Origin of the sequence: Chryseobacterium sp. JM1 (assembly GCF_000737715.1) — a bacterium.
Taxonomy (GTDB): Bacteria; Bacteroidota; Bacteroidia; order Flavobacteriales; family Weeksellaceae; genus Chryseobacterium.
Genome location: NZ_JPRN01000003.1, coordinates 693063 through 714385, shown reverse-complemented (window position 1 = coordinate 714385; position 21323 = coordinate 693063). Strand labels below are relative to the sequence as shown.

Genomic DNA, 21323 nt, shown 5'->3' with positions numbered 1-21323 from the left:
ATTAATAATTTTTCCATGTTAAATAAAATTATTGAGTTTTCTGTAAAGAATAAACTCATCATCGCTCTTTTTACCATAGGGCTGATTCTTCTTGGCATCTATGAAACCACCAAACTTCCTATTGATGCCCAGCCGGATATTACCAATAATCAGGTTCAGATCATTACCACAGCGCCTTCTTATGGAGCTGCAGACATCGAACGTCTTGTTACTTTTCCGATAGAACAGGCTACCAGCAACATCAGCAGAATCACCGAACTCCGCAGTTTTTCACGTTTCGGACTTTCTCTTGTGACTGTCGTTTTTGATGATAAAACGGATGTCTATTGGGCCCGTCAACAGGTTCAGGAACGTCTTCAGCTTGTTCAGGAAAATATTCCCGAGGGCATTGGAAAACCGGAGCTGGGACCTATTTCTTCCGGACTGGGAGAGATTTTTCAATATGTGGTAAGGGCTAAAAAAGGCTACGAAAATGTGTATGATGAAACTGAACTCAGAACCATTCAGGATTGGGTGATCAGACGCCAGCTTTTAGGAACAAAAGGGGTAGCAGATGTCAGCAGCTTCGGAGGCAAGCTGAAACAATATGAAATAGCGATTAATCCTAATAAATTACAAGCTTTTAACATCAACATCAATGATGTTTTTGCCGCCCTTGAAAAGAACAACCAGAATACCGGAGGTGCCTATATCGAGAAGAAAGAAACCGTTCTTTTTATCCGCAGTGAAGGACTCTTAGGAAGTACGGAAGACATTGGAAATATCCAGGTTGCCGATACCAAAGACGGAATTCCTGTTCATATCAAGGATGTCGCATCAGTTAAGATCGGCTTTGCCACAAGATATGGAGCCATGACATATAATGATACCGGAGAAGTATCTGGAGCCATTGTTTTAATGCTAAAAGGTGAAAATGCCAATGAAGTCATCGAAAATATAAAGCAGAGACTTGAAAAAATCCAGGAGTCTTTACCGGAAGGGGTTGTCGTGGAACCTTTCCTTGACCGTGCTAAAATGGTGAATAATACGATCAGTACCGTAAAAACCAACCTGATGGAAGGAGCTTTGATCGTTGTTTTTATTCTTGTTCTGTTCCTGGGAAATTTCAGAGCAGGATTATTGGTGGCATCGGTGATTCCTTTAGCCATGCTGTTTGCCATTATCATGATGAATATTTTTGGAGTTGGTGGAAACTTAATGAGTCTCGGAGCCCTTGATTTCGGATTGATTGTAGACGGAGCCGTCATCATCGTGGAAGCGGTTCTCCATCAGCTGGCTCATAAAAAGCATTTCGGTAAAGACAATATGCTCAGCAAAAAGGAAATGGATGAACAGGTTTCCAGTTCTGCTTCAAAAATGGTGAACAGTGCCGTATTTGGACAGATTATTATCCTTATCGTGTACCTTCCGATTTTTACGCTTCAGGGGATTGAAGGCAAGATGTTTAAACCTATGGCCCAGACTGTTGCTTTTGCTCTGGTAGGAGCATTCCTGCTTTCCTTAACTTATATTCCGATGATGAGTTCGCTTGTCTTGAGTAAAAAGAAAAAGGAGAAGGACAATATTTCAGACAGGGTCATGGCCAAAGTAGAGGCAGGTCATCAGAAATTCCTGATGAAAGCGCTTAAATTCAGAAAAACAATTCTCTTTACTGTTTTGATCCTTTTTGTAGGCGCTGTGGTAATCCTTTCCAGAATGGGCGGTGAATTCATTCCATCATTGGAAGAAGGCGATTTTGCGGTTGAAATGCGTATTCTCCAGGGAAGTAACATCAACGAAACAAAAAAAGTGACAAGCCAAGCTGCCGGAATTCTTCTGAAGCAGTTTCCTGAAGTGGAAAAAGTAGTTACTAAGATCGGAAGTGCGGAAATCCCTACAGAACCCATGCCGATGGATGCGGGAGACATGATCATTGTTTTAAAACCTAAAAAAGAATGGACATCCGCCACATCATTCCCCGAACTTTCAGCAAAAATGAGTGAATCTCTGAAAGTAATTCCCGGATTGACGACAGGTTTCCAGTTTCCGGTACAGATGCGTTTCAATGAGTTGATGACAGGAGCCAGACAGGATGTGGTCTGTAAAATTTATGGTGAAGATCTGGACAGTCTTGCGCTATACGCAAAAAAACTCGGCAGTATCATTAATACAGTAAAAGGTGCTCAGGATCTCTATCTGGAACCTGTTGTGGGAGCGCCTCAGGTAGTGATTGATTACAACCGGGCAGAACTGTCACGTCACCGTATTTCCGTAGCAGAAATCAACAGAGGGATCAATATGGCTTTTGCAGGACAAACCGCAGGAGCATTATACGAAGGAGAACGAAAATTTGACATTGTGGTTCGTATGGATAATGAACACAAAAAAGACATCACCAGCATCCGGAATCTTTTGGTTCCTACGGCGTCAGGTGAACAGATTCCGTTATCTCAATTGGCTAAAGTGGAATTGAAAAACAGTCCGAATCAGATTCAGAGGGAAGATACCAAAAGAAGAATTGTGGTAGGATTTAACGTGCGTGGAAGGGATGTACAAAGTATCGTAGAGGAGCTTCAGAAGAAAACGGATAAAGATTTAAAATTATCTTCCGGGTATACGATTTCCTATGGCGGTGCCTTTGAGAATTTAAATGAAGCCAAAGCCAGACTGGGCATTGCCGTTCCAATTTCACTGGTGATGATTTTCTTATTGCTATTCTTTGCTTTCGGTTCTGTAAAACACAGTCTGATTATTTACACCGCAATTCCTTTATCAGCAATCGGTGGGGTGTATTTTATGGCATTGAGAGGAATGCCTTTCAGCATCAGCGCCGGGGTTGGATTTATTGCTCTTTTCGGAGTTGCTGTACTTAACGGAATTGTTTTGATATCAGAGTTTAACCGCTTAAAAAAGAACGGAATAACCAACACCAGCAGAATTGTTCTGATGGGAACAAGAATCAGGCTTCGTCCGGTTTTAACGACCGCTTTTGTAGCCTCATTAGGCTTCCTTCCCATGGCGCTCAGCAGCGGTGCAGGGGCAGAAGTGCAAAGACCTTTGGCAACGGTGGTTATCGGCGGACTGATGTTGGCGACCTTACTCACCCTATTTGTCCTTCCTATTCTCTATGTCTTATTTGAACGAATTAATAAAAAGAAAATGAAATTCTCTAAAAAACTTAATTATAAAAAACTGTCGGTGGTTCTGTTATTACTTTCCGTAAGTGGAATCAGTGCACAGGAAAATATTACTTATGAACAGGCTTTGGAAAAAGCTTATCAGCAAAACGGAACACTTAAAAATTCAAAACTGATCACTGACTATCAGGAAAAACTGAAGGGAACTTATCTGGATATTCCGCAACTGGAAGTGGCTGGCGCTATTGGACAAATCCAGGGACAGGAAACCGACAATTCATTCTCGGTATCGCAAAGGTTCAGTTTCCCAACAGTATATTCGAAAAGAAAACAAATGCTAGATGCTTCATGGACGGCTAGTGTGATGAATCAGAACCTGACCAAAGCTCAGCTCAGAAAGGAAGTTTCGGACTTTTTTTACAGGATCTTAATTCTTCAGGAAAAGAAAAAAGTATTGGAATACATCAGCCGTCTGTATCAAAATTTTGCCGATAAAGCCAGCTTAAGACTAAAAAAAGGAGAGGCTAATATTTTAGAAGAATCTACCGGTTCCATCCAGAAAGAACAGGCAGACATCCAACTGAATATCCTTGAAAATGATCTGAATATAGCGAAACTGCAATTTCAATTACTGCTTCAGTCCGAAAAGTCCTACCAACCTGTAGCTGATCAATCCATAATGAATATCAATCTTCAGCTTTCTGAGGAAACCATCAGCCAGCATCCGGAACTTCAGTATTTACAGCAGCAGATTAAAATCAATGAGGCTGAAGTCCAGCTTGAAAAGAGCAAACTGCTGCCAGAACTTCTTGTCGGATATACGAATCAAAGCATGAAGAACATCAATAACAATCGTTTTAATTCCGTTCTGGTCGGTGTGGGAATTCCGTTGTTCACGAAAGGGCAGAGGGCATTGGCAAAAGCTGCTCAGGCAAAAATTGCCGTTTCCGAAAATGAATACCTGCGTAAAGAGATTGAGCTTAAAAACAGAATAGGACAGCAGATCAGCAATTACATGAATCAAAAGAAAATCATTGACAATTATGAAAAGAAACAGCTTCCGAAATCTGAAACGATTCTAACTGCTGCCCAGAAGCAGATGGATGCCGGAGAAATCGATTATATGACGTGGGTTTTATTGGTCAATCAGGCTGTGAAAACGAAAGCAGACTACATCGATCATCTGGAAAAGCTCAACCAGATCGCAGCAGAATTCAATTATTTAATTTCAAAATAACAGCGGAATGTCATTCAAAAAAATATCTATATACAGCCTTCTTTTATCTCTTGTTTTATCTTCATGTTCAGGAAAAAAAGAAGAGGAGAAAACCATTTACGAGAATAAAAAATTCGCACAGAATAAGGAAAATATGGTTAAACTTTCAGAAAAACAGCTAAACACAGTAGGAGTGACCACGACCATGATTCAAAGCAGGAATATGGAGAAGCTGGTCAGACTGAACGGAAAAGCAGAGATTGCGCCGTCGCATATGAGTTCGGTTTCGAGTATTATGGGCGGACATATCAAGTCTATTCATGTCATCAGTGGAAGTCATTTTAAGAAAGGTCAGGTGCTGGCTGTGGTGGAAGATCCCCAATTTATACAGCTTCAGCAGGATTATCTGGTGACCAGAGCACAGCTGGAATCTGCAAGACTGAATCTTAGCCGTCAAAAAGACCTTAATATCAGCAAAGCCAGCAGCGATAAAACCCTGCAGACCGCACAGGCTGATTATTCCACTTTGAATGCCACTTTAAAAGGGCTGGAAGAAAAACTGAGAATCATAGGCATCAATGCAAAAGGACTGAGCTCAGGAAATATCAGAAGCAGAATCAGTATTTATGCGCCTTTCAATGGATTTGTGAGCAAGATTCTGGTCAATAACGGACAATATATCAATCCGGCTGATACTTTATTTGAACTGATTGATCCTGCCGGATTATTGCTCGAGCTCAAAGTTTTTGAAAATGATGTGAATGATATCAAAACCGGGCAGGACATTCTGGTCTACAGCAATGAAAATCCGGATCTTAAACTGAATGCAAAAATCGTCAGCGTAGTTCCCAGCATTGAAAACGGAGGCGCTGCGATGGCGGTTGCCAAACTCTCTTCTCCCAATTCAGATTTTGTGAAAGGAATGTACATCAATGCCGAAGTAAGCATTAACGGTAGAAATACTATGGGACTTCCCAACGAGTCCGTCGTTTCTTTTGAAAACAGAAGTTATGTTTTTGAAGAACTTGGAAAAGGCAGTTATAAAATGATTCCGGTTACAGCAGGAATTTCCGATGATCAGTTTACAGAAATTCTGAAAGCGGATTTCCTGAAGGATAAAAAAATAGTGCAGAAGGGAGCGTACAGCCTTCTGATGATGCTTAAAAATAAAGCGGAGTAGATCGTATATCGTTCTGTACTGTAAAAATAAAGACTGCACATTGGGCAGTCTTTATTTTTTTATTTTTCCTTAAGATCCTTATTGATCTGCTTTTCCGCATTTTTAGCTTTCTCTTCCTGAGCTTCTTTTTCCTTCCGTTGCTGCCTTCTTGATTTTTTCTCAGCACGTTTTTCTTCACGGATCACTTTGTTGGACTTTTTATTGTACAGCGCATCTACGATTCCCTGTCCGGTTTTACTGAAAATTTTGATTTTCGGTTTGCTGTGAGTTCCTGTTACCACGATTGGAAAACCAATCCAGCCAGCCGGAGGAAGACCGACTCTCACTTGCAGATCCAGCAGTCCGTTGAAACTCGTGGTTCCACTGATGGAAGGTCTCAGAACGGAAACTTTAAAGGTGAACTTATCTACATGGATCAAATTGTTTTTGATATTGGTTTCAATCGTTACGCCTTTCATATCAGGATTGTCAAAAGCTTTTGCTCCGATATTATCACCCACCGCAGAAAGCATTTTCAGGTTTTTCACTTCCACATCCCGGAGATTGACTGTTCCGCCGCCTTCAAGTGATGGATAAATCGGGCTCATATTTTTATCAAAATCCCCTTTCAGTTTATAATCCAGGGATACGATTCCTTTGACATCTTTGGCTGCAGTAGCCATTTCACGAACCATATCAATCTCTTTATATGCTCTCTGGACATCAAAATCCTGAACTTTAAGAGCTACATCATAATTAGCCGTGAGCGGAGATTCATCCTGATAACGCGCATCAATATTCATGCGGCTTCCGATAATGTCAAACGAGGTGTTTTTAAGATACACTTCTCCCTTATTCACAGAAGCATTTCCTTTCAGGTGATTAAGTGCCAATCCTTTAAATTCAACCTTTTTTGCATTGGCATCCAGGGAAACATCCAGATTTTTCGGAATAATGACTACGCCGCTGCTTTTCGGGTTTTCTACTTTTGCATATTCCACTTCAATGGATTTATCGGTATTGTCTCCGTTTTTAAGCGCCATAAACTCATCGATCAGGATGTAATTGGAATTTAAAGTGAATTTCCCGTGAAGTGTTCCTTTTCTTTCAATAAAATAATTGATGGTATTGAGGAGATAACCGTTCAGCGCAAAATCAGATTTTCCGTAGGTAGCCAGGAATTTTCTGAACCACATTTTTTCATTTTCAAACTGGAAATTTCCTTCTTTGATAAAAAATGACTGAGGAAGGTATTCTGTAGTGCCTTTAATGTTCTTTAAAATTAAAGTCCCTTTGTTGTCAAGCTTACTGTACTGGCCGGTTGTAGCATAACTCTGCCGGCCATTGAGCGATAGATCCGCCATGATTAATCCGCTGATATCGAATCCTTTTTTCGCAAAAACTTTATAAATTCTTCCGACATTCAATACGCCTTTTGCGCGGACTTTATACAGCAGATCTTCAAAATTCTGTAAATCGGCATTCACAAACACAGGATTTCCTTCAAAATCAAAGCTGAAAGGATCCAGTTTTACACCAAGACTTTTGAAAGTGCCGTCTGTATTGATAATGTTCGCTACTAAATTGATGTTTTGGATAGGGTTGGGGTAATATTTTGTTTTGACTAGGCCGTTTTTAAGATTCAGATAACCATTGGTTTTTGGGAACAGCTTTTTATCAAGACTGAACATTCCATTGGCTTTAATATTGGTATCAATCAATCCCCGGATATCAATATCTTTCAGTCCCAAAGCCTGGCTCAACGTTTTCAGGTCTACAGCGCCTTTTATATTGGCATCCACCTGCATTTCGTTCAGTCCTTTCGTTTTTACATAAGCCCGGAAACTATTATTCGACCCCAGATCAAAACTAAGTTTTTTCAAATCTACGGCAAGCTGATTGGTGTCTAATGACGGTAAATCCACATTCAGGTCCATATTCAAATGGTTCATCGGAACGGGCGCTTTTCCATTAGAAACAAAACCGTTTTTAACCAAAAGACGTACTTTGACTCTCGGTTTCATATTTTTAGGCTCACTGAACCTGCCTTTGATATGAAAATACAAATCACTGTTGCCTTCTATTTTGGTATCTTTTGCCCAGTCGAGATATTGTGGAGGCAGTACGGAGATCATCTCACGAATCGTAGTTTTTTCCGAAGCTGCTTTGATGTCCATATTGTATCCGTCTTTGAGAATACTGATAAAACCAATGAATTTTAGAGGAAGATCATTAATTCTTAACTCATTCTTTTTTAAGACAAAAGTTAAGGCATTGGTATTAATTCTGGTGATCAGATCAGCGTGTAAGGTTTTTTGTTTGGCGTAATAAATTCTGTTCAGGCTGAAATCCACTTTATCAATATCAAGATTCGTCTGAAGATCAAAAATATCTTCACTCAATCCGCCTTTTCCGGTATAATTCAGTCCCTTGGCATCCACTAAAACTCTTGCAGAATGATCGTTGTATCTGATATTCCAGTTTTTAAGTCTGATCAGGTCCAGTTTGATAGAAGCGCCTGTTTCTGTAGTATCTTTCGGTTTTCCGGAAGGTTTGGAGACGTAGACATTATAATTCGCTTCTCCTTTACTGTTGACAAAAACATTGGCATTGGCATCGGTAACATAAATTTCATCGATCTTCACTTCACGGTTGAAAATCAGATTTTTAAGATTGATTCCCACGGCTAATTCTTTTGCCGTCAGTAACGTATCATTCTGAAAAGGTTTTGAACCCTGTAAAACGAGATCATCTACAGAAACCGTAAGAGAAGGGAAGTGGCGGAAGAAGGTAAGATGGGTCTTTTTATAATCGAGTTTACCCGCAAGATGCTGATTGGCAAATATTTTTACCTGCTGAGAAATCGTTCCCGGAAAAAGGATGGGAATGATAAACATTAAAAATAAGAGGGCTGCTATTGAAATTCCGGTCCATTTTAGAATTTTCAAAATTATTTTTTTAAACTTTTCCATAAATCCATAATTTTGATGAATATTGATAATGATAATTAGTTATTTGTAATCTAAAATCAAGCCATTTGCCAATCCCACTTTTCTTTAATATTATTTTTTTGTAAGTTCGTGCCGCGGTGAAATAGGGCAGGGAAAATGAATAAGAGTGCCTGTTCATCGCTATTTAACGTTAAAATTTATGAGAAAAAAATTATTGACTGTATTGTCTTTTGGTGTTATCCTTTCCACAACTTCATGCGCAAGTATTTTTACAGGAACAAAAGATTCAATATCATTTACATCATCGCCAGAAGGGGCCAAAGTATTCCATAAGGGTGTAGAAAAGTGCACTACGCCTTGTACTGCTGATATTTCAAGGTCATTAAGCAAGCAGACGGTTACCTTTGAAAAAGAAGGTTACACTACCAAAGAAGTGAAGCTTGTGAAAAACTTTAATGCGGTAACCCTGCTTAATATACTTCTTGGGGGAGCCATTGGCGTCGGAATTGATGCTGCAACAGGTTCTCTGACTAAATATTCTCCAAAAGCATACACCGCAGAATTAGAAAGCAAATAATACCGGATTATCCAGACATAAAAAAGCATCTGTAAAATATACAGATGCTTTTGTTTTATAGTAAAAAGGTGAATTAATAAAAGGTCCAATAAGAACTTCCATCATCCTGTTTTCAATCTCTAGTTCAGGATCTCATTCATTTCAGTTAAAATGATAGGCTTTCCATCCGTTACCACAATGGTGTGTTCGTGCTGTGCCATATAGCCGCCTTTGTTGCCGACCATCGTCCAGCCGTCATTCAGTTCTACTGCAATATTGGAGGATGTAGAGATAAAGGTTTCAATAGCCACTACAGAATTCTTTTTAAATCTTCTGGAATCATAACGGTTTCTGTAATTCATCAGTTCATCTGGTTGTTCGTGCAGGCTTCTTCCGATGCCATGTCCGGCAAGGTTTCTGATGACTTTAAAACCTCTTTTTTTAGCTTCGGTTTCCATTAGAAATCCGATGTCTGCTATTTTTACTCCGCCTTTAATATTGTTGATCGCCTTCTGTAAAATTTCCTTGGAAGCATTAACCAACTTTTGGTGCTGATGAATGTCTTTTCCGATTACAAAAGAACCACCGTTGTCCGACCAGTATCCGTCAAGTTCTGCAGAAACATCAATATTAATAAGATCTCCTTCTTTCAAAACTCTTTTATCGGTAGGGATTCCGTGGCAAAATTCATTGTCTACACTGATGCAGGTCCAGCCGGGAAATCCGTAGGTGAGATGCGGTGCCGATTTCGCCCCAAATCCGGAAAGGATCTTCGCGCCATATTCATCCAGGTCTTTCGTCGTCATACCGGGTTGAGCGTACTGAATCATTTCTTTTAATGTATAGGCTACAGCTTCACTTGCTTTCTGCATTCCTGCCAATTCCTGTTCATTGGTTATAGACATAGTCTTTTATTTAAGGTTCAATAATTATTTAGAAACTACAAAGTTAGGAAATAATTATTTTTATTTTAATACGAAAAAAGAAGCTTTTAAATGACTGATCTTAATAGCTCAAGGGATTTCACAATCTCCGTTTCATTGAGTGATGCAAAACCTAGCCTAAGGCCATTCGGTATAAAAACTTCGTTGTTGTAAAAAGATCCGTCCGCGATCTTAAGTCCCTTTTTCCCTGCCTCTAAAGACAGTTTCGGGAGATTTATCGACTGGTCGAAAACTGACCAAACGGCCATTCCTCCTTCGGGAATTTTAAAATCAATCACACCGTTGAAATCGCTTTGAAGAATCTCACAAAACAGGTCTCTGCGTTTTTTATATATTTTCAGGGATTTTCTAAAATGCCTTTCCATTTCTCCATTATCATACAGTGAAGAAAAAGCCTCTTCCAGAAGCGAATCTCCCTGCTTATCTATCAGGTGACGCAACGAAGCTGCTGCCTGAACAAATTCCGGCTGGGCAATCATAAATCCTATGCGTAATGCGGGAGCAAAGGTTTTGGTAACAGATCCTATATAAATGACATTCCGGTTGTGATCAATGCTGGCAAGCGGAATATAGGGTTTGGCATCGTAATGAAAATCGAAGTCGTAGTCGTCTTCAATGATAGCAAAACGATATTCCTTAGCAAGGTTTAAAAGCTTTAATCTGCGCTCCATGCTCATGGTTACCGTAGTCGGAAAATGGTGGTGAGGGATGATGTACACCGCTTTGATGACTTGTTTCTTTAAAGTGTCCTCCAGAAAATCTATGTCCATACCATGTTCATCCACGGGAATACGCAGCAGATTAGCCCCAACATATCTGAATATTTCATCGGCAGAACGGTAATTGGATACGCCTACCGCAATACTGTCGGATTGGGTGAGTAAAAGCTGTGCAGCCAGATAAATTCCCATCTGACTTCCTTTGGTAATAAGCAGATTTTCCGGATTTACAACCAGCCCACGGGTATCAGATAAATAACGGGACAACGCTGAACGCAGATTTTCAGAACCTTTTGGGAATCCATACTTAAGAAAGTTTTTTCCATAGAATTTTTTTGAGATGCTGCGGTATTCTCTCATTAAAAGATCAACCGGAGTCAAACGAACATCAGGAAAACCATCATCAATAGTAAGCATAGACTGCTGGTAATTTTCACTGATCTGTATTTCCGTAAAAGGATTGGTCCATGAAAAGGCCTCTCCAAGCGTATTTATTGTTTGTTCTGTACCTACTTTTTTCTTTTCGGGAAGTGCCGGAAGTTTAGATAAAACAAAAATTCCTTTTCTTTCGACAGACTCGGCCCAGCCCTGACTAATCAGTTCTTCATAGGCCAGTTTTATGGTGTTCCGGTTAAGACCTGTCAATTCTGACAGCAAACGAGTGCTGGGCAAAACATCTGACGGCTGAAGCGTTCCATTCGTAATCAGATGGATAAAACTGTTACAGAGCTGAATATACAGCGCAACACTCGAATCTCTCTTCAGTTGTATTAATGATTTGTAGGGCAGCATTCCGGATTGTTTATTTAAATGTACTATGAGTTTCATTAAATCTATGACAAAATTAAATAGCAATCAAGGGGAGTATTGAAAAAGAGAAGGAAGCCTGAAGCTGGAAGAGGGAAGTGTTTGAAGTCCAAAGACAGCACTGTAATTTAGTTTTATTAAATTTTATTATAAATATTTAAAAGGAATGTCTAATAGTAACTTCCAGCCTCCCTCTTCCAGCTTCCAGCTTTAATCATCAGTTTATTAATCCTGAGCAGGAACCAGCATTGTGGTAATCCCGATCCTGTTCCACGCATTGATGGTGATAATAGCTACAATCACCTGTGCCAGGTAGGTTTCTCCGAGTAACTTTTCTGCTGTAAGATAGGTTTCATCCTTAACATGATTGCTGATCAGGGTGACTTCTTCCGTGAGCGCTAAAACAGCCCGTTCTTCTTCTGTAAAAAAAGGTGTGTCTCTCCATGCATTCAATGCGTAGATCCGCTGTTCTGTTTCACCGGTTTTTCTGGCTTCTTTGGTGTGCATATCGATACAGAATGCGCATCCGTTGATCTGCGAGGCTCTGATTTTGATCAGATCTTTATGTGTTCTTGAAATGGGTGTACTTTCGATGAATTTTTCAAGGCCAAGGATCGCTTTATAGCCATTGGGTTCTACCTGATCCATTTTAATTCTTGTTGTCATTGTATGATGTGTTTGTTTAATTTTAGTAATTGTTTTGAGATGTATTTACTTTGCTTTATTATTCAAGAGATGATCAATACTCCATTTATAATTAGGGATAAAAGAGAGTAGAAATCCGGCTGCCGAAGCTGTAAATACCCCGTAATTGATAGGTTTTTGAATTCCCACAGAAAGGGTCATAAACAGAATAAAGGTCAGAGTAATAAGTGAGGCGCCGATCGCAGCATATTTGGTTTTAAATCCGATGATAAGGCAGATACCTACCAATAATTCAGCGGCTGTAGCAATACTTCCCATAACATTAACCATGGGCCTTTCAAATACCGGCATTAAGGTAGCGGTGTAATCTATAAAGTTGCTCCAGTTTCCCCATTCAATATTTCCGGTTCCCGGAGCTCCGAGTATTCCAAGTCGGTCTGCAACAGGCGTTAAGAATGTGATCCCTAATGCAAATCGTAAAAGTAATTGCGGAATGTTAAAAGAATCTTGCATAAATCTTGTTTTTCTGAGGACAAAATTAGCAAGACTCTGAACCACTTTAGTCACCCAGTTTTATAAAACAAGATGGCCCAGATGATGAATGAATACAATTAAATTTTAAAATGATTAGGCAGATTAGCGTCTGTGAAGAAGGGTTGCAAAAAGACCTGCTGCCGCCAGAAGAAAGCCGATTGAAATCAATAGAAAAATAAATAACAGAAGAAATCTGTTTGGAACTTTGAGGGAAGCTTTTCTCTTAAACATCTGAGGATTGGTAAACCCTGTCAAACTCACAAAAAAGAAGATTAAACTTAAGAGTAAGGAAATAATCAGGAAGAGTCTTGTGAAATCTAAGTTCATCGGGAAGTGTTTTTTTATCGTCAGCAAGCGAAGCTACATCAATTTGTATTAATTCTGTTCATTCTTCTTGAAATTTTAATTTTTAAAATGATAAAGATTTAACCTTACTTTCTTCATTTATCTTAATGTTTTAAATAATTGGTATAGAATTAACCACGGATTGCAAAGAGGTTTGTGTTGTATGGATTTAGATTTATCATCTGAGAATTATATGTAATAAAACCTCTTGACATTTATCAAGCCAATATCCGTTCCTATTTAATAATTTTGTAGAAACAAAAGGAAAAAACATTAGAATTTAACAGGTGATGAAAAACAAATTATTTCGATTATTATTCATTGTATCAGGCTGCATTTTGTCAGCACAGAAAGCAGACAATTCTTTTCATGGCTATTACAAATCTGATAATTCTGAAACTCTTTACGACGGCTTTAGCTTCGAAGGAAATGGAAAAGTTTTAATAGCGGACATGAATTATGGGGATTATTTTACCAGAAATGACAGCTTGATTGTTTATCCTGATAAAAGCATATTCATTTTCAAAATTAAAAAAGATAAACTCATCGGTCTATCCAATTGGGTAAAAAAAGGAAGCTGGACTCATCAAAAAGATGCATCGGAGACCGGAAAATTCTACGATTCGATTAAGGCTAAAAAAAAGGCTGAGCTTTTAGCGGAATATTATGATCAGACCAAAACATCATCTAAATCAGGGCTTGATTTGGATGCTTTGGTTTCCGGCAAAATAAATGATATTAATGAAAAACTTTGCGGAAAAGGTTTGGCTAAGGCCTGTATGAATCTTTTCGGATTAAAAATGATGGAATATACGCCGGATCTTCTTACTGATCCCGGGAAAATTGCTTCAAAAAAACTGAAACCCCATCCTGAATTGATCTTGCTCTCCGAAAGGATTATAGAACTTGGAGAACCTGAAGGATATACTGTATTAGGCAGCTATTATTATGCATTAGGTTTGAAAAAGAAAGCTTTTAAAACCTGGGATGAAGGAGAAAAACATGGAAGTTTAAAATCTCCTCAGGCCAAAGCTTCAGTTGAAATTCAGGAAGAACTGGATCGGGAAGATGAAAAGAAATAATTGAAAAATGGGTACAAATCTAGATCCTAAACCTCTCACGATGTATTTAAATAAAATATACTTCCCATTACTCTTCACTGCCGTAATGGTAGGCTGTAGTCCCACTGAAAAGACAGATCTGAAAAATAAGAAAACCAACGAAACGGTCCATATCGATACGGTTCCTGTAAAGCACAAGGATACGCTTGTGGCGGATGTGAAAATACCTGTTATTGATACCACTGCTGTATTGACTGCTTTCAATGAAGCAAAAAGATCAAAACTTTTTAGCAAAGAATTGGATTTTAATGGCATTAATAAGATAGACGGATCTATTTTTGATCTGGAGCGGCCTATTCTTATCGGAGATTTAAATGATGATCATTTGGATGATGCCATGATGCCTTTTTCGATAGAAGGGCGCGAAGGCGGAAATAACTGGGATACCTATTATGCTGTTTTTATTAATAATAGAGGTGTCCTTGACTATAAATATTCTTTTTCAAGAGGTGGGAAATTTTCTGAAACCCTGATCAATTTTACAAGTATAAAAGACGGATTTATAAAAGGCATGGAAGTGCCCGGAAACAATTCCTCCAAAGAAGACAGTACGCCTGTGGATTATATGTACAGGAATACTGACCTTTCAGAAGTAGCTACCGCTTCAGAGTAAAATCATACAAGGTTGATTCATCTATGAAGGGTTTCTGATGAAAAATTTTAGTTTAAATGGTTGAAACTTTTGCTGATATCTTTTATATCATTTATTTTTATTAAAGTTTTAAAAGGCTTGTTATATTGAATTTGAATCCCTTCGATAATTTGTTTATCAATATTGTCATCAAATTTCCGGGCAAAAAGGTGATTCCCGGTCTGCAGGAAATCCAGATCTGTTTCCGTAAACGTTTTTGGGCGTAATTTAATATCACCGTCAGGAATCCAGATGATTGCTCTTTTGTCATCATCTACCAGAATACCATCGAAAGAAGTATTCATTAGCACGGTCTGGAAGAAGGACTCATCCGCAATTAAGGTATTCAGATAATAGTCTTCAAACTTTTTCACCTCTGTACTGTTGCATATAAATTCACAACAGCTTCTGGTGAGAATCATCCATTGCCCACCTATATAAGGAATAACATCCTTCATAAACCCTCTTGTATGGGTTTTCTCCGAAATCTTATCTTCAGCCTCTTCAAAATAATTTTCAATCCTGTTCATGGTCTCAGGTCTGCTTTTTTTCTGATCAGCAATTTTTATGTAGCTCTTTCCATTATTCTTTGACAGAAAGTCTTTGATGATCTCCTGCGATTTTAGTGGGTAATCCTGGCCGCTTAAATTGATAAAATAATCCCACTTCATATTCATCTCCAAAAGATATTTCATCCCGTCCAGTTCGGCCTGCACCATGCTGTAGCCTCCCCATACGACGTTTTGGCTTTTAAGAATATGAACATTCGGATATTTCTGTAAAAAGACATTAATATCTTCACCTATTTCCAGATTGGCTTTTTTATCGATATGAATAAGATAAAAATTAGCAGGATCATAGATAGCTTTGAAAAGACGTTTGAATTGATCCGGTAAACGATGTACTAAGATTAAGTACGCAATAGTGATAGATTTCCCCGGTATGTTGCCGATGCTACGCCCATTACTTTCGTTTTGGTAAACATTTCTCATTTTATTTTATTTAAAAATTATGAATGTTTACAACTTATTTTATAAAGTATTAATAGACATCTTTGTAAATGTACAAAAATTAAATAACATTTTTTAACGAAAACACAATTCATTAAGCGTAAATAAACCCTAATTGTTTTCTTCCAATAACTCAATTTTAAAGAAAATGGATTGAGAATCGGGTACCAAAATCCGTGTTAATTTTTAAAAGAAATTAGAGATAATTGTATGGGTCAATAAGAATTTAAAATTCATGGGAAAAATTCATTTTAATGAATATACCCTGTAAATTGTTCATTTTCATGAAAATAAGAAAGATAATTCAAATAATGATATATTCATTAAATATCATTTATATTAATCAAATATTAAGTTATAAATATATTTGATTATTTTTTTCGAAATAATATAAACATATTGTAATTATTCTTATCTTAGTGATGTAATAACAACATAAAATTATACTCATGAAAAATTTCAAAAAATTGAACAGAAACGAATTGAAAACTATTTCAGGTGACGGAATCTTTGATAACATCGGTGGTGTTATCGGAGGACTAGGTGGAGTAGTTGGTGGAGTAGTAGGTGGTGTAGGTACTATCGTAGGTGGCGTTGTAGGTGGCGTTACCAATACAGTAGGAGGTGCTGTAAACGGTGTAGGTGTTCTTGTAGGGAATACATTGTGCCAGGTACAGTGCGTTGTAAACGGTGTTGTACACATCCAGGTCCTTTCTTGTGGATCTACTTGCTAAGCCAAGCCAGTAAAACTAAAAATTATACCGCTCTGAAAGGAGCGGTTTTTTTTTGCCAACCGATGAGTAGAGCTCAAAGCAAAATATGGCTTTTTTATAATTTCTTGATTTTTGTCAAGCCCAAATTGCCAATTAAGGCAGTTCTTTGTCTTCTTTTGACACAAAAAACAAAATGGGAACTCAAAAATTATGAGAAACAAATTATTCACAGCATTCTTTTTATCAGTATGCTTCGCTACCCATGCACAGATAGGTATCAACACTCAAAATCCTCAGGGTGCATTTCACATCGATGGAGGAAAAGATAACAACGCAAACGGTCTTCCTACACTTGCCCAGCAAGCTAATGATGTTGTGCTCACTCCAGGAGGAAATCTGGGTGTTGGTACTACAATTCCGAACAGCGTTTTACAGGTAAACGGATCATTATCAATGCCTGTCGTCACTACTGAGAATAACTACACCCTTACCGACAGAGATTATTCTGTCATTTTCACCGGGGTATCAAAAGACGAAGCAAGCCATGTCACTTTTACGATACCAGATCCGGCTACCTGCAAAGGACGCATCTACAAAATCACCTCTCTGAATGGTGGCACCAACGGTCATGGCGAGTGGAACAGTGATTTCACGGTTTTTAAAGAATATGGTTTAACCTTAAGCCAACCTGTTATTTATGCAAAGGAGGATGATGGTTCGGTAATGTCCTCTACACAGGTTTACATCCTTGGAAACAGCGCTGCCGGCACCAAAGGCCCGGGTGACAGAATCACTATACAGAGTGACGGAAATAATTGGTATTGTATTGATTACTGATCAGGTATAAATCCTTCCATAATTACTACATTGCAATACATTAAATCAACCAAAAGAGATGAATAAAATTATCATTACAATTGTCGTTCTATCATTAAATACACTGAATCAGACATATGCACAAAAAAAGTTACCAGCTACAAAGCCTGTTGTTCAGCAAAATGCAACAAAAGAAGCTAAGGAAATTGAAAAAGCAAAGACCTGGATCACCCATATCGTTGCCAAGACTTTAAATAAAGCCAACGGTATGGCAGAAAATACGAATGAAGAGGCAGAGGGAAAACATAAACCCATCTATACTGCTCAATATATGGCTTATAAAGATGATGCTGTAGAAGTAGGTATGGATGGCGGCATGACACAGAAAGCCTTCGAAAAGAAATGGGCTAAAGATTTTAACTGCCAATATGCAGGCGTAGGTAAAGGCTATCTGGTTTCCAATGCGGATTATGGATTTATAGAAGTGACCCGTTGTGTTTTCATCAAAAAGATCGGCGATGCGTATCTGTTTGAAACCGTTATTACAGATACGGAAGCTAAAATTAATTATAAAAGAGATATCAAAGTAATTCCGTCCGGAAATTCTTTTCTGATTGCAGATGTGCTGGAATACAATCAATAACCTCAATTCACTATGCCTACAATTCCTTTTTTAATCCTGTTCAAACTGTTTTATCTGGGAAGTTTCCGTGATCAAAAGGAGATAATTTATTTTGACGAAAACTGGCAGCCTGTATCCAAAAAGGAAATGGTGTACTATACACCAGTGCCTAAACCTGTTGGGAAAAAATACTTATTTCAAGATTATTACAAGTCCGGAAAACTTTATTTTGAAGCTTTGTCCAATTCTAAAACGGAGAGAAAATTTGATGGTGTGGCTAAATTTTATGCAGAAAACGGACATCTGATAGAATCCTCAGAGCTGAAAAACGGAGTTCTGAATGGTAAGATCCATTCCTTTGATGAGACCGACAGAAAAAAAGGGACCGCTTTGTATGTTAATGATAAACAAGTGAGCTCAGATATGTATTATTATAAAGGTGATCCTGAAGGCTCTCCAGATTATGACGTCATTTTGATGAGCATGAATGATGAACTAGTCGCGGAAATTATTTATGATGGTATGAGGTATGGAATTCGACAGGAGACTTATTTTACGGCCAAAGTAGTAGAAAGTTACAATATCAACGGCAAACTGATAGGTATAGCTAAATTAAATGAGGCTGATCCCAATGGCAATGTCCTGGATTATTTAAAAGACCAGAACCAGCCTGTTGAAGGAACTGTGGTAGAATACCTTTATCATCCGATGAGAGTGAATAAAATCATTCATCTTAAAAAACAGAAGTAATCAATAATGCCCACACACATAAGAAAAGAACCCCTTACCGCTGAAGAAAGGAAAAAGCTAAAGTTTGCATTAAAAGCAAGAGTTATTATAGGATTGATTTTCATTACTCTTCTTATTCCTGCTTTCATCCTTATGGGTTTGGCTGCAGTTCAGGATATCATGAGCGGGACTCCTGATGGAGGTACTTATTTTTGTATTGCAATTATCTTTTTTTGTGTATTTCTGATCATCCGGTTTGTCATTCCTTTTTATAAAAATTCTTTTAAAAACCTTAAGCGGAAAGATAAACTGGTTGTTGATACCGTTATTTTGTCTATTTCTAAAAAATGGACCAATAAAGGATTTAAATACAGTATCCAGACAGAATACAGATCCATAGATTCATGGTCTGTAACGACGTTGATAACCTCCAGTCTTCCTTATCATGAAATGTATGTTAACATGCTTGTCACCATTCACTGTTTTGGAGATAACAGTGTAGATATACTCTATATTGAGAAAACGGGTTTAAAAAACTGATAGCAGAAAGACTTTAGTTTTCAATACTGCCTTTAGCTCAAGAATGCTTTTTGTTAATCTTTTAAAAACAGATAGGCGAAAAATAAAAAAGTCGTTTGAGATTCATTCAGTTGAGCTAAATTAACATTACAATTTATTTTGATATTTGTCTTATGAAAGCATACTTATTATATGAAGCCGGAGGAACCGATAAACTGATTCTTGGTGAAACAGAAAAACCTATTTTACAAGATGGCGAAGTTTTAATCCAGGTAAAAGCCATTGGTATTAATCCGGCTGATACCATTTACCGCAATTCATCTGCATTCATCAACCATATATTTGGTGAAAAGCGACCGGTAATAATGGGCTGGGATATATCCGGTGAGATTGTCGAAAAGTCTGAACATACAAATGGATTTGAAATTGGCGATGGTGTTTTTGCACTTTTACAAAATGCCGGAGGTTAGGCACATCAACAGGTAGAAACGCGCCGTACCGCCGGAAAAATAGTGCTTACCATGTAATCATCAGCAAATCATACATTTGAAATAAGTAAAAAAAATTAAATTATGATAAAAACGAAAATGAATGAATTGAATATAAAAAAATAAAGGTTTTATAACTTAAAATTCATTCTTTCAAAAAAGCAATAGAATAAATTATTTAAAATATTGATAATCAATACTCAATGTGGTTTTAAAACCAGGTTTGTATATGTTTTTTTTCTAAATTTGAATAACAAATATTTAAATGATGATAAAAATTTATGCTCTCGTTATTGCTGCATTTATTAATGTTCAAATTTTTGCACAGACAAACGACTATTCCGTAAGAGAAGTTAAAAACGGATTATACATTCCCTGGGAAATGGTGAATGCACCCGATGGCAGTATTTGGTTTACGCAGAGGCACGGATCAATTTCCAGACTCAACCCGGTTACCGGTCAAGTAAAGCAACTTATCTTTGAACAAAATGTGTCTATCAATAATGGTGAAGGAGGAATGTTTGGTTTGGCCCTGCATCCTGATTTCCCCAATACACCCGAAGTATTCTGCTCTTACAATTATGTGATCAACGGGAATGATTATCGTGAAAAATTAGTTGTATATGAGTATAACCCGACTACAGACGAACTTACTTATAAAAGACTGATTGTAGATATGATAGAGGGAGCCGTCATTCATAATGGAAGCCGCTTACTCATTAGCAATAATAAACTGTACATGACTACCGGTGACGCATCAAATGTAAGTTTTCCTCAAAATACGTCATCATTGAACGGTAAAATTCTCCGCTATAACCTTGACGGCAGCATCCCTGCCGACAATCCTATTCCCGGATCTCCAATATGGAGTTTTGGTCACCGTAACCCACAAGGGCTCACGATGATGGGTAATAAACTCGTTAGTAGCGAACATGGTCCCAGTAACGATGACGAGATCAACATCATAGAAGCTGGCAGAAATTATGGCTGGCCCAATGTAGAAGGCTATTGTAATTTACCCGCAGAAGCCACTTTTTGCAGTGCCAACAATGTGTATGAACCTGCTAAATCCTGGACTCCAACGATTGCGGTATGTGGTATTGAATTTTATACGCATCCGCTTTTTCTGCAATGGCAGAATAAACTACTGCTGGCTTCATTGAAAACTCAGGCCTTATATGTACTGACATTCAATGCCAATCAAAACACCATTATTTCACAAGTGGATATCCCAGAGGTAAGTTTTGGAAGGATAAGGGATGTACTGGCTGCACCTAATGGAAAAATCTATGTAAGCACCAGTAACTCAAACAACGTGAACAATAAAATCGATAAGATTTACGAAATATATGATCCTACACCCACAGGTTTAGGTACAGGTGATACGGATCATTTGAAAAATAGCTGGACAGCAAGTCCCGTTCCCGCAAATAATACCATCACCCTACAAAACAAATCGAAGAATGACACCGCAGAGGTTGATCTTGTAGACATGAGTGGAAAGCTCATCAGGCAGCTTCATGTTCAGGGAAAACAAATGCAGATAGATATTTCAGATCTGGAAGAAGGGTTTTATTACCTTAAGATTAAAGAAAGGGGGAGTGTACAACAAGTTTTAAAAATTCAGAAGCAATAAATACATTTCTTATCACAGTATTTCCGCACCTTCAGAAATGACAGGT

19 protein-coding genes are annotated in these 21323 nt (G+C 38.0%); 12 read left to right on the top strand and 7 right to left on the bottom strand.

Annotated features, from left to right (window positions below; genetic code table 11):
• The first annotated feature begins 15 nt into the window (after window positions 1–15).
• Both IW22_RS08380 and IW22_RS08375 read left to right on the top strand, forming a co-directional pair.
• The gene (locus tag IW22_RS08380) at window positions 16–4353 is read left to right on the top strand and encodes a CusA/CzcA family heavy metal efflux RND transporter (RefSeq protein ID WP_034725576.1); all 4338 of its coding nucleotides are present in this window, start codon (window positions 16–18) and stop codon (window positions 4351–4353) included.
• A gap of 7 nt (window positions 4354–4360) precedes the next feature.
• Entirely contained in the window at window positions 4361–5512 is a 1152-nt protein-coding gene (locus tag IW22_RS08375) for an efflux RND transporter periplasmic adaptor subunit (RefSeq protein WP_034725575.1), read from the top strand.
• 59 nt (window positions 5513–5571) lie between these two features.
• Here the strand turns inward: IW22_RS08375 and IW22_RS08370 are convergent, their stop codons facing one another.
• On the bottom strand, window positions 5572–8439 hold the full coding sequence (locus tag IW22_RS08370) for an AsmA-like C-terminal region-containing protein (RefSeq protein ID WP_228384017.1): 2868 nt from the start codon (window positions 8437–8439) through the stop codon (window positions 5572–5574).
• Window positions 8440–8641: 202 nt separating this feature from the next.
• Here IW22_RS08370 and IW22_RS08365 point away from each other — a divergent pair, with 202 nt between their 5' ends.
• The gene (locus tag IW22_RS08365; RefSeq protein WP_051891153.1) at window positions 8642–9019 is read left to right on the top strand and encodes a PEGA domain-containing protein; all 378 of its coding nucleotides are present in this window, start codon (window positions 8642–8644) and stop codon (window positions 9017–9019) included.
• 119 nt (window positions 9020–9138) lie between these two features.
• Here IW22_RS08365 and map read toward each other — a convergent pair whose 3' ends face one another.
• The 5 genes from map to IW22_RS24235 form a co-directional block, all read right to left on the bottom strand.
• Complete coding sequence (gene map / locus IW22_RS08360; RefSeq protein ID WP_034725574.1) at window positions 9139–9903, bottom strand: type I methionyl aminopeptidase; 765 nt, start codon at window positions 9901–9903, stop codon at window positions 9139–9141.
• 86 nt (window positions 9904–9989) lie between these two features.
• Window positions 9990–11489 (bottom strand): PLP-dependent aminotransferase family protein, encoded by a 1500-nt coding sequence (locus IW22_RS08355; RefSeq protein ID WP_081873916.1) that lies wholly within the window; start codon window positions 11487–11489, stop codon window positions 9990–9992.
• Between the two features lie 204 nt (window positions 11490–11693).
• A complete protein-coding gene (locus IW22_RS08350; protein WP_034725573.1) occupies window positions 11694–12134 on the bottom strand; it encodes a carboxymuconolactone decarboxylase family protein in 441 nt (146 codons plus the stop codon).
• Between the two features lie 45 nt (window positions 12135–12179).
• Entirely contained in the window at window positions 12180–12626 is a 447-nt protein-coding gene (locus tag IW22_RS08345; protein WP_034725571.1) for a DoxX family protein, read from the bottom strand.
• 123 nt (window positions 12627–12749) lie between these two features.
• A complete protein-coding gene (locus IW22_RS24235) occupies window positions 12750–12974 on the bottom strand; it encodes a hypothetical protein (protein ID WP_131401709.1) in 225 nt (74 codons plus the stop codon).
• Window positions 12975–13282: 308 nt separating this feature from the next.
• Here IW22_RS24235 and IW22_RS08340 point away from each other — a divergent pair, with 308 nt between their 5' ends.
• Both IW22_RS08340 and IW22_RS08335 read left to right on the top strand, forming a co-directional pair.
• Window positions 13283–14074: a hypothetical protein gene (locus IW22_RS08340; protein WP_034725570.1), complete on the top strand. Its 792-nt coding sequence runs from the start codon at window positions 13283–13285 to the stop codon at window positions 14072–14074.
• Between the two features lie 7 nt (window positions 14075–14081).
• Window positions 14082–14726, top strand: a complete 645-nt coding sequence (locus tag IW22_RS08335) for a hypothetical protein (protein WP_131401708.1) — start codon at window positions 14082–14084, stop codon at window positions 14724–14726.
• Window positions 14727–14773: 47 nt separating this feature from the next.
• On the opposite strand, the gene IW22_RS08330 is transcribed toward IW22_RS08335, so the two are convergent.
• Window positions 14774–15736, bottom strand: a complete 963-nt coding sequence (locus IW22_RS08330; protein ID WP_081873915.1) for a beta-1,6-N-acetylglucosaminyltransferase — start codon at window positions 15734–15736, stop codon at window positions 14774–14776.
• 467 nt (window positions 15737–16203) lie between these two features.
• Between IW22_RS08330 and IW22_RS24340 the strand changes: the two genes are divergently transcribed.
• The 7 genes from IW22_RS24340 to IW22_RS08295 all read left to right on the top strand — a co-directional run bounded on the left by IW22_RS24340 (window position 16204) and on the right by IW22_RS08295 (window position 21277).
• The gene (locus IW22_RS24340) at window positions 16204–16488 is read left to right on the top strand and encodes a bacteriocin-like protein (RefSeq protein ID WP_034725567.1); all 285 of its coding nucleotides are present in this window, start codon (window positions 16204–16206) and stop codon (window positions 16486–16488) included.
• Between the two features lie 189 nt (window positions 16489–16677).
• Window positions 16678–17304, top strand: coding sequence for a hypothetical protein (locus tag IW22_RS08320; protein ID WP_034725566.1), 627 nt, complete (start codon window positions 16678–16680; stop codon window positions 17302–17304).
• Window positions 17305–17362: 58 nt separating this feature from the next.
• Window positions 17363–17926 (top strand): hypothetical protein, encoded by a 564-nt coding sequence (locus tag IW22_RS23610; protein WP_051891152.1) that lies wholly within the window; start codon window positions 17363–17365, stop codon window positions 17924–17926.
• 12 nt (window positions 17927–17938) lie between these two features.
• Window positions 17939–18655, top strand: coding sequence for a hypothetical protein (locus tag IW22_RS08310; RefSeq protein WP_034725565.1), 717 nt, complete (start codon window positions 17939–17941; stop codon window positions 18653–18655).
• Between the two features lie 6 nt (window positions 18656–18661).
• Complete coding sequence (locus IW22_RS08305; RefSeq protein WP_034725564.1) at window positions 18662–19174, top strand: hypothetical protein; 513 nt, start codon at window positions 18662–18664, stop codon at window positions 19172–19174.
• Between the two features lie 152 nt (window positions 19175–19326).
• A complete protein-coding gene (locus IW22_RS08300; protein ID WP_034725562.1) occupies window positions 19327–19623 on the top strand; it encodes an alcohol dehydrogenase catalytic domain-containing protein in 297 nt (98 codons plus the stop codon).
• Between the two features lie 283 nt (window positions 19624–19906).
• The gene (locus IW22_RS08295; RefSeq protein WP_081873914.1) at window positions 19907–21277 is read left to right on the top strand and encodes a PQQ-dependent sugar dehydrogenase; all 1371 of its coding nucleotides are present in this window, start codon (window positions 19907–19909) and stop codon (window positions 21275–21277) included.
• Window positions 21278–21323 lie beyond the last annotated feature (46 nt).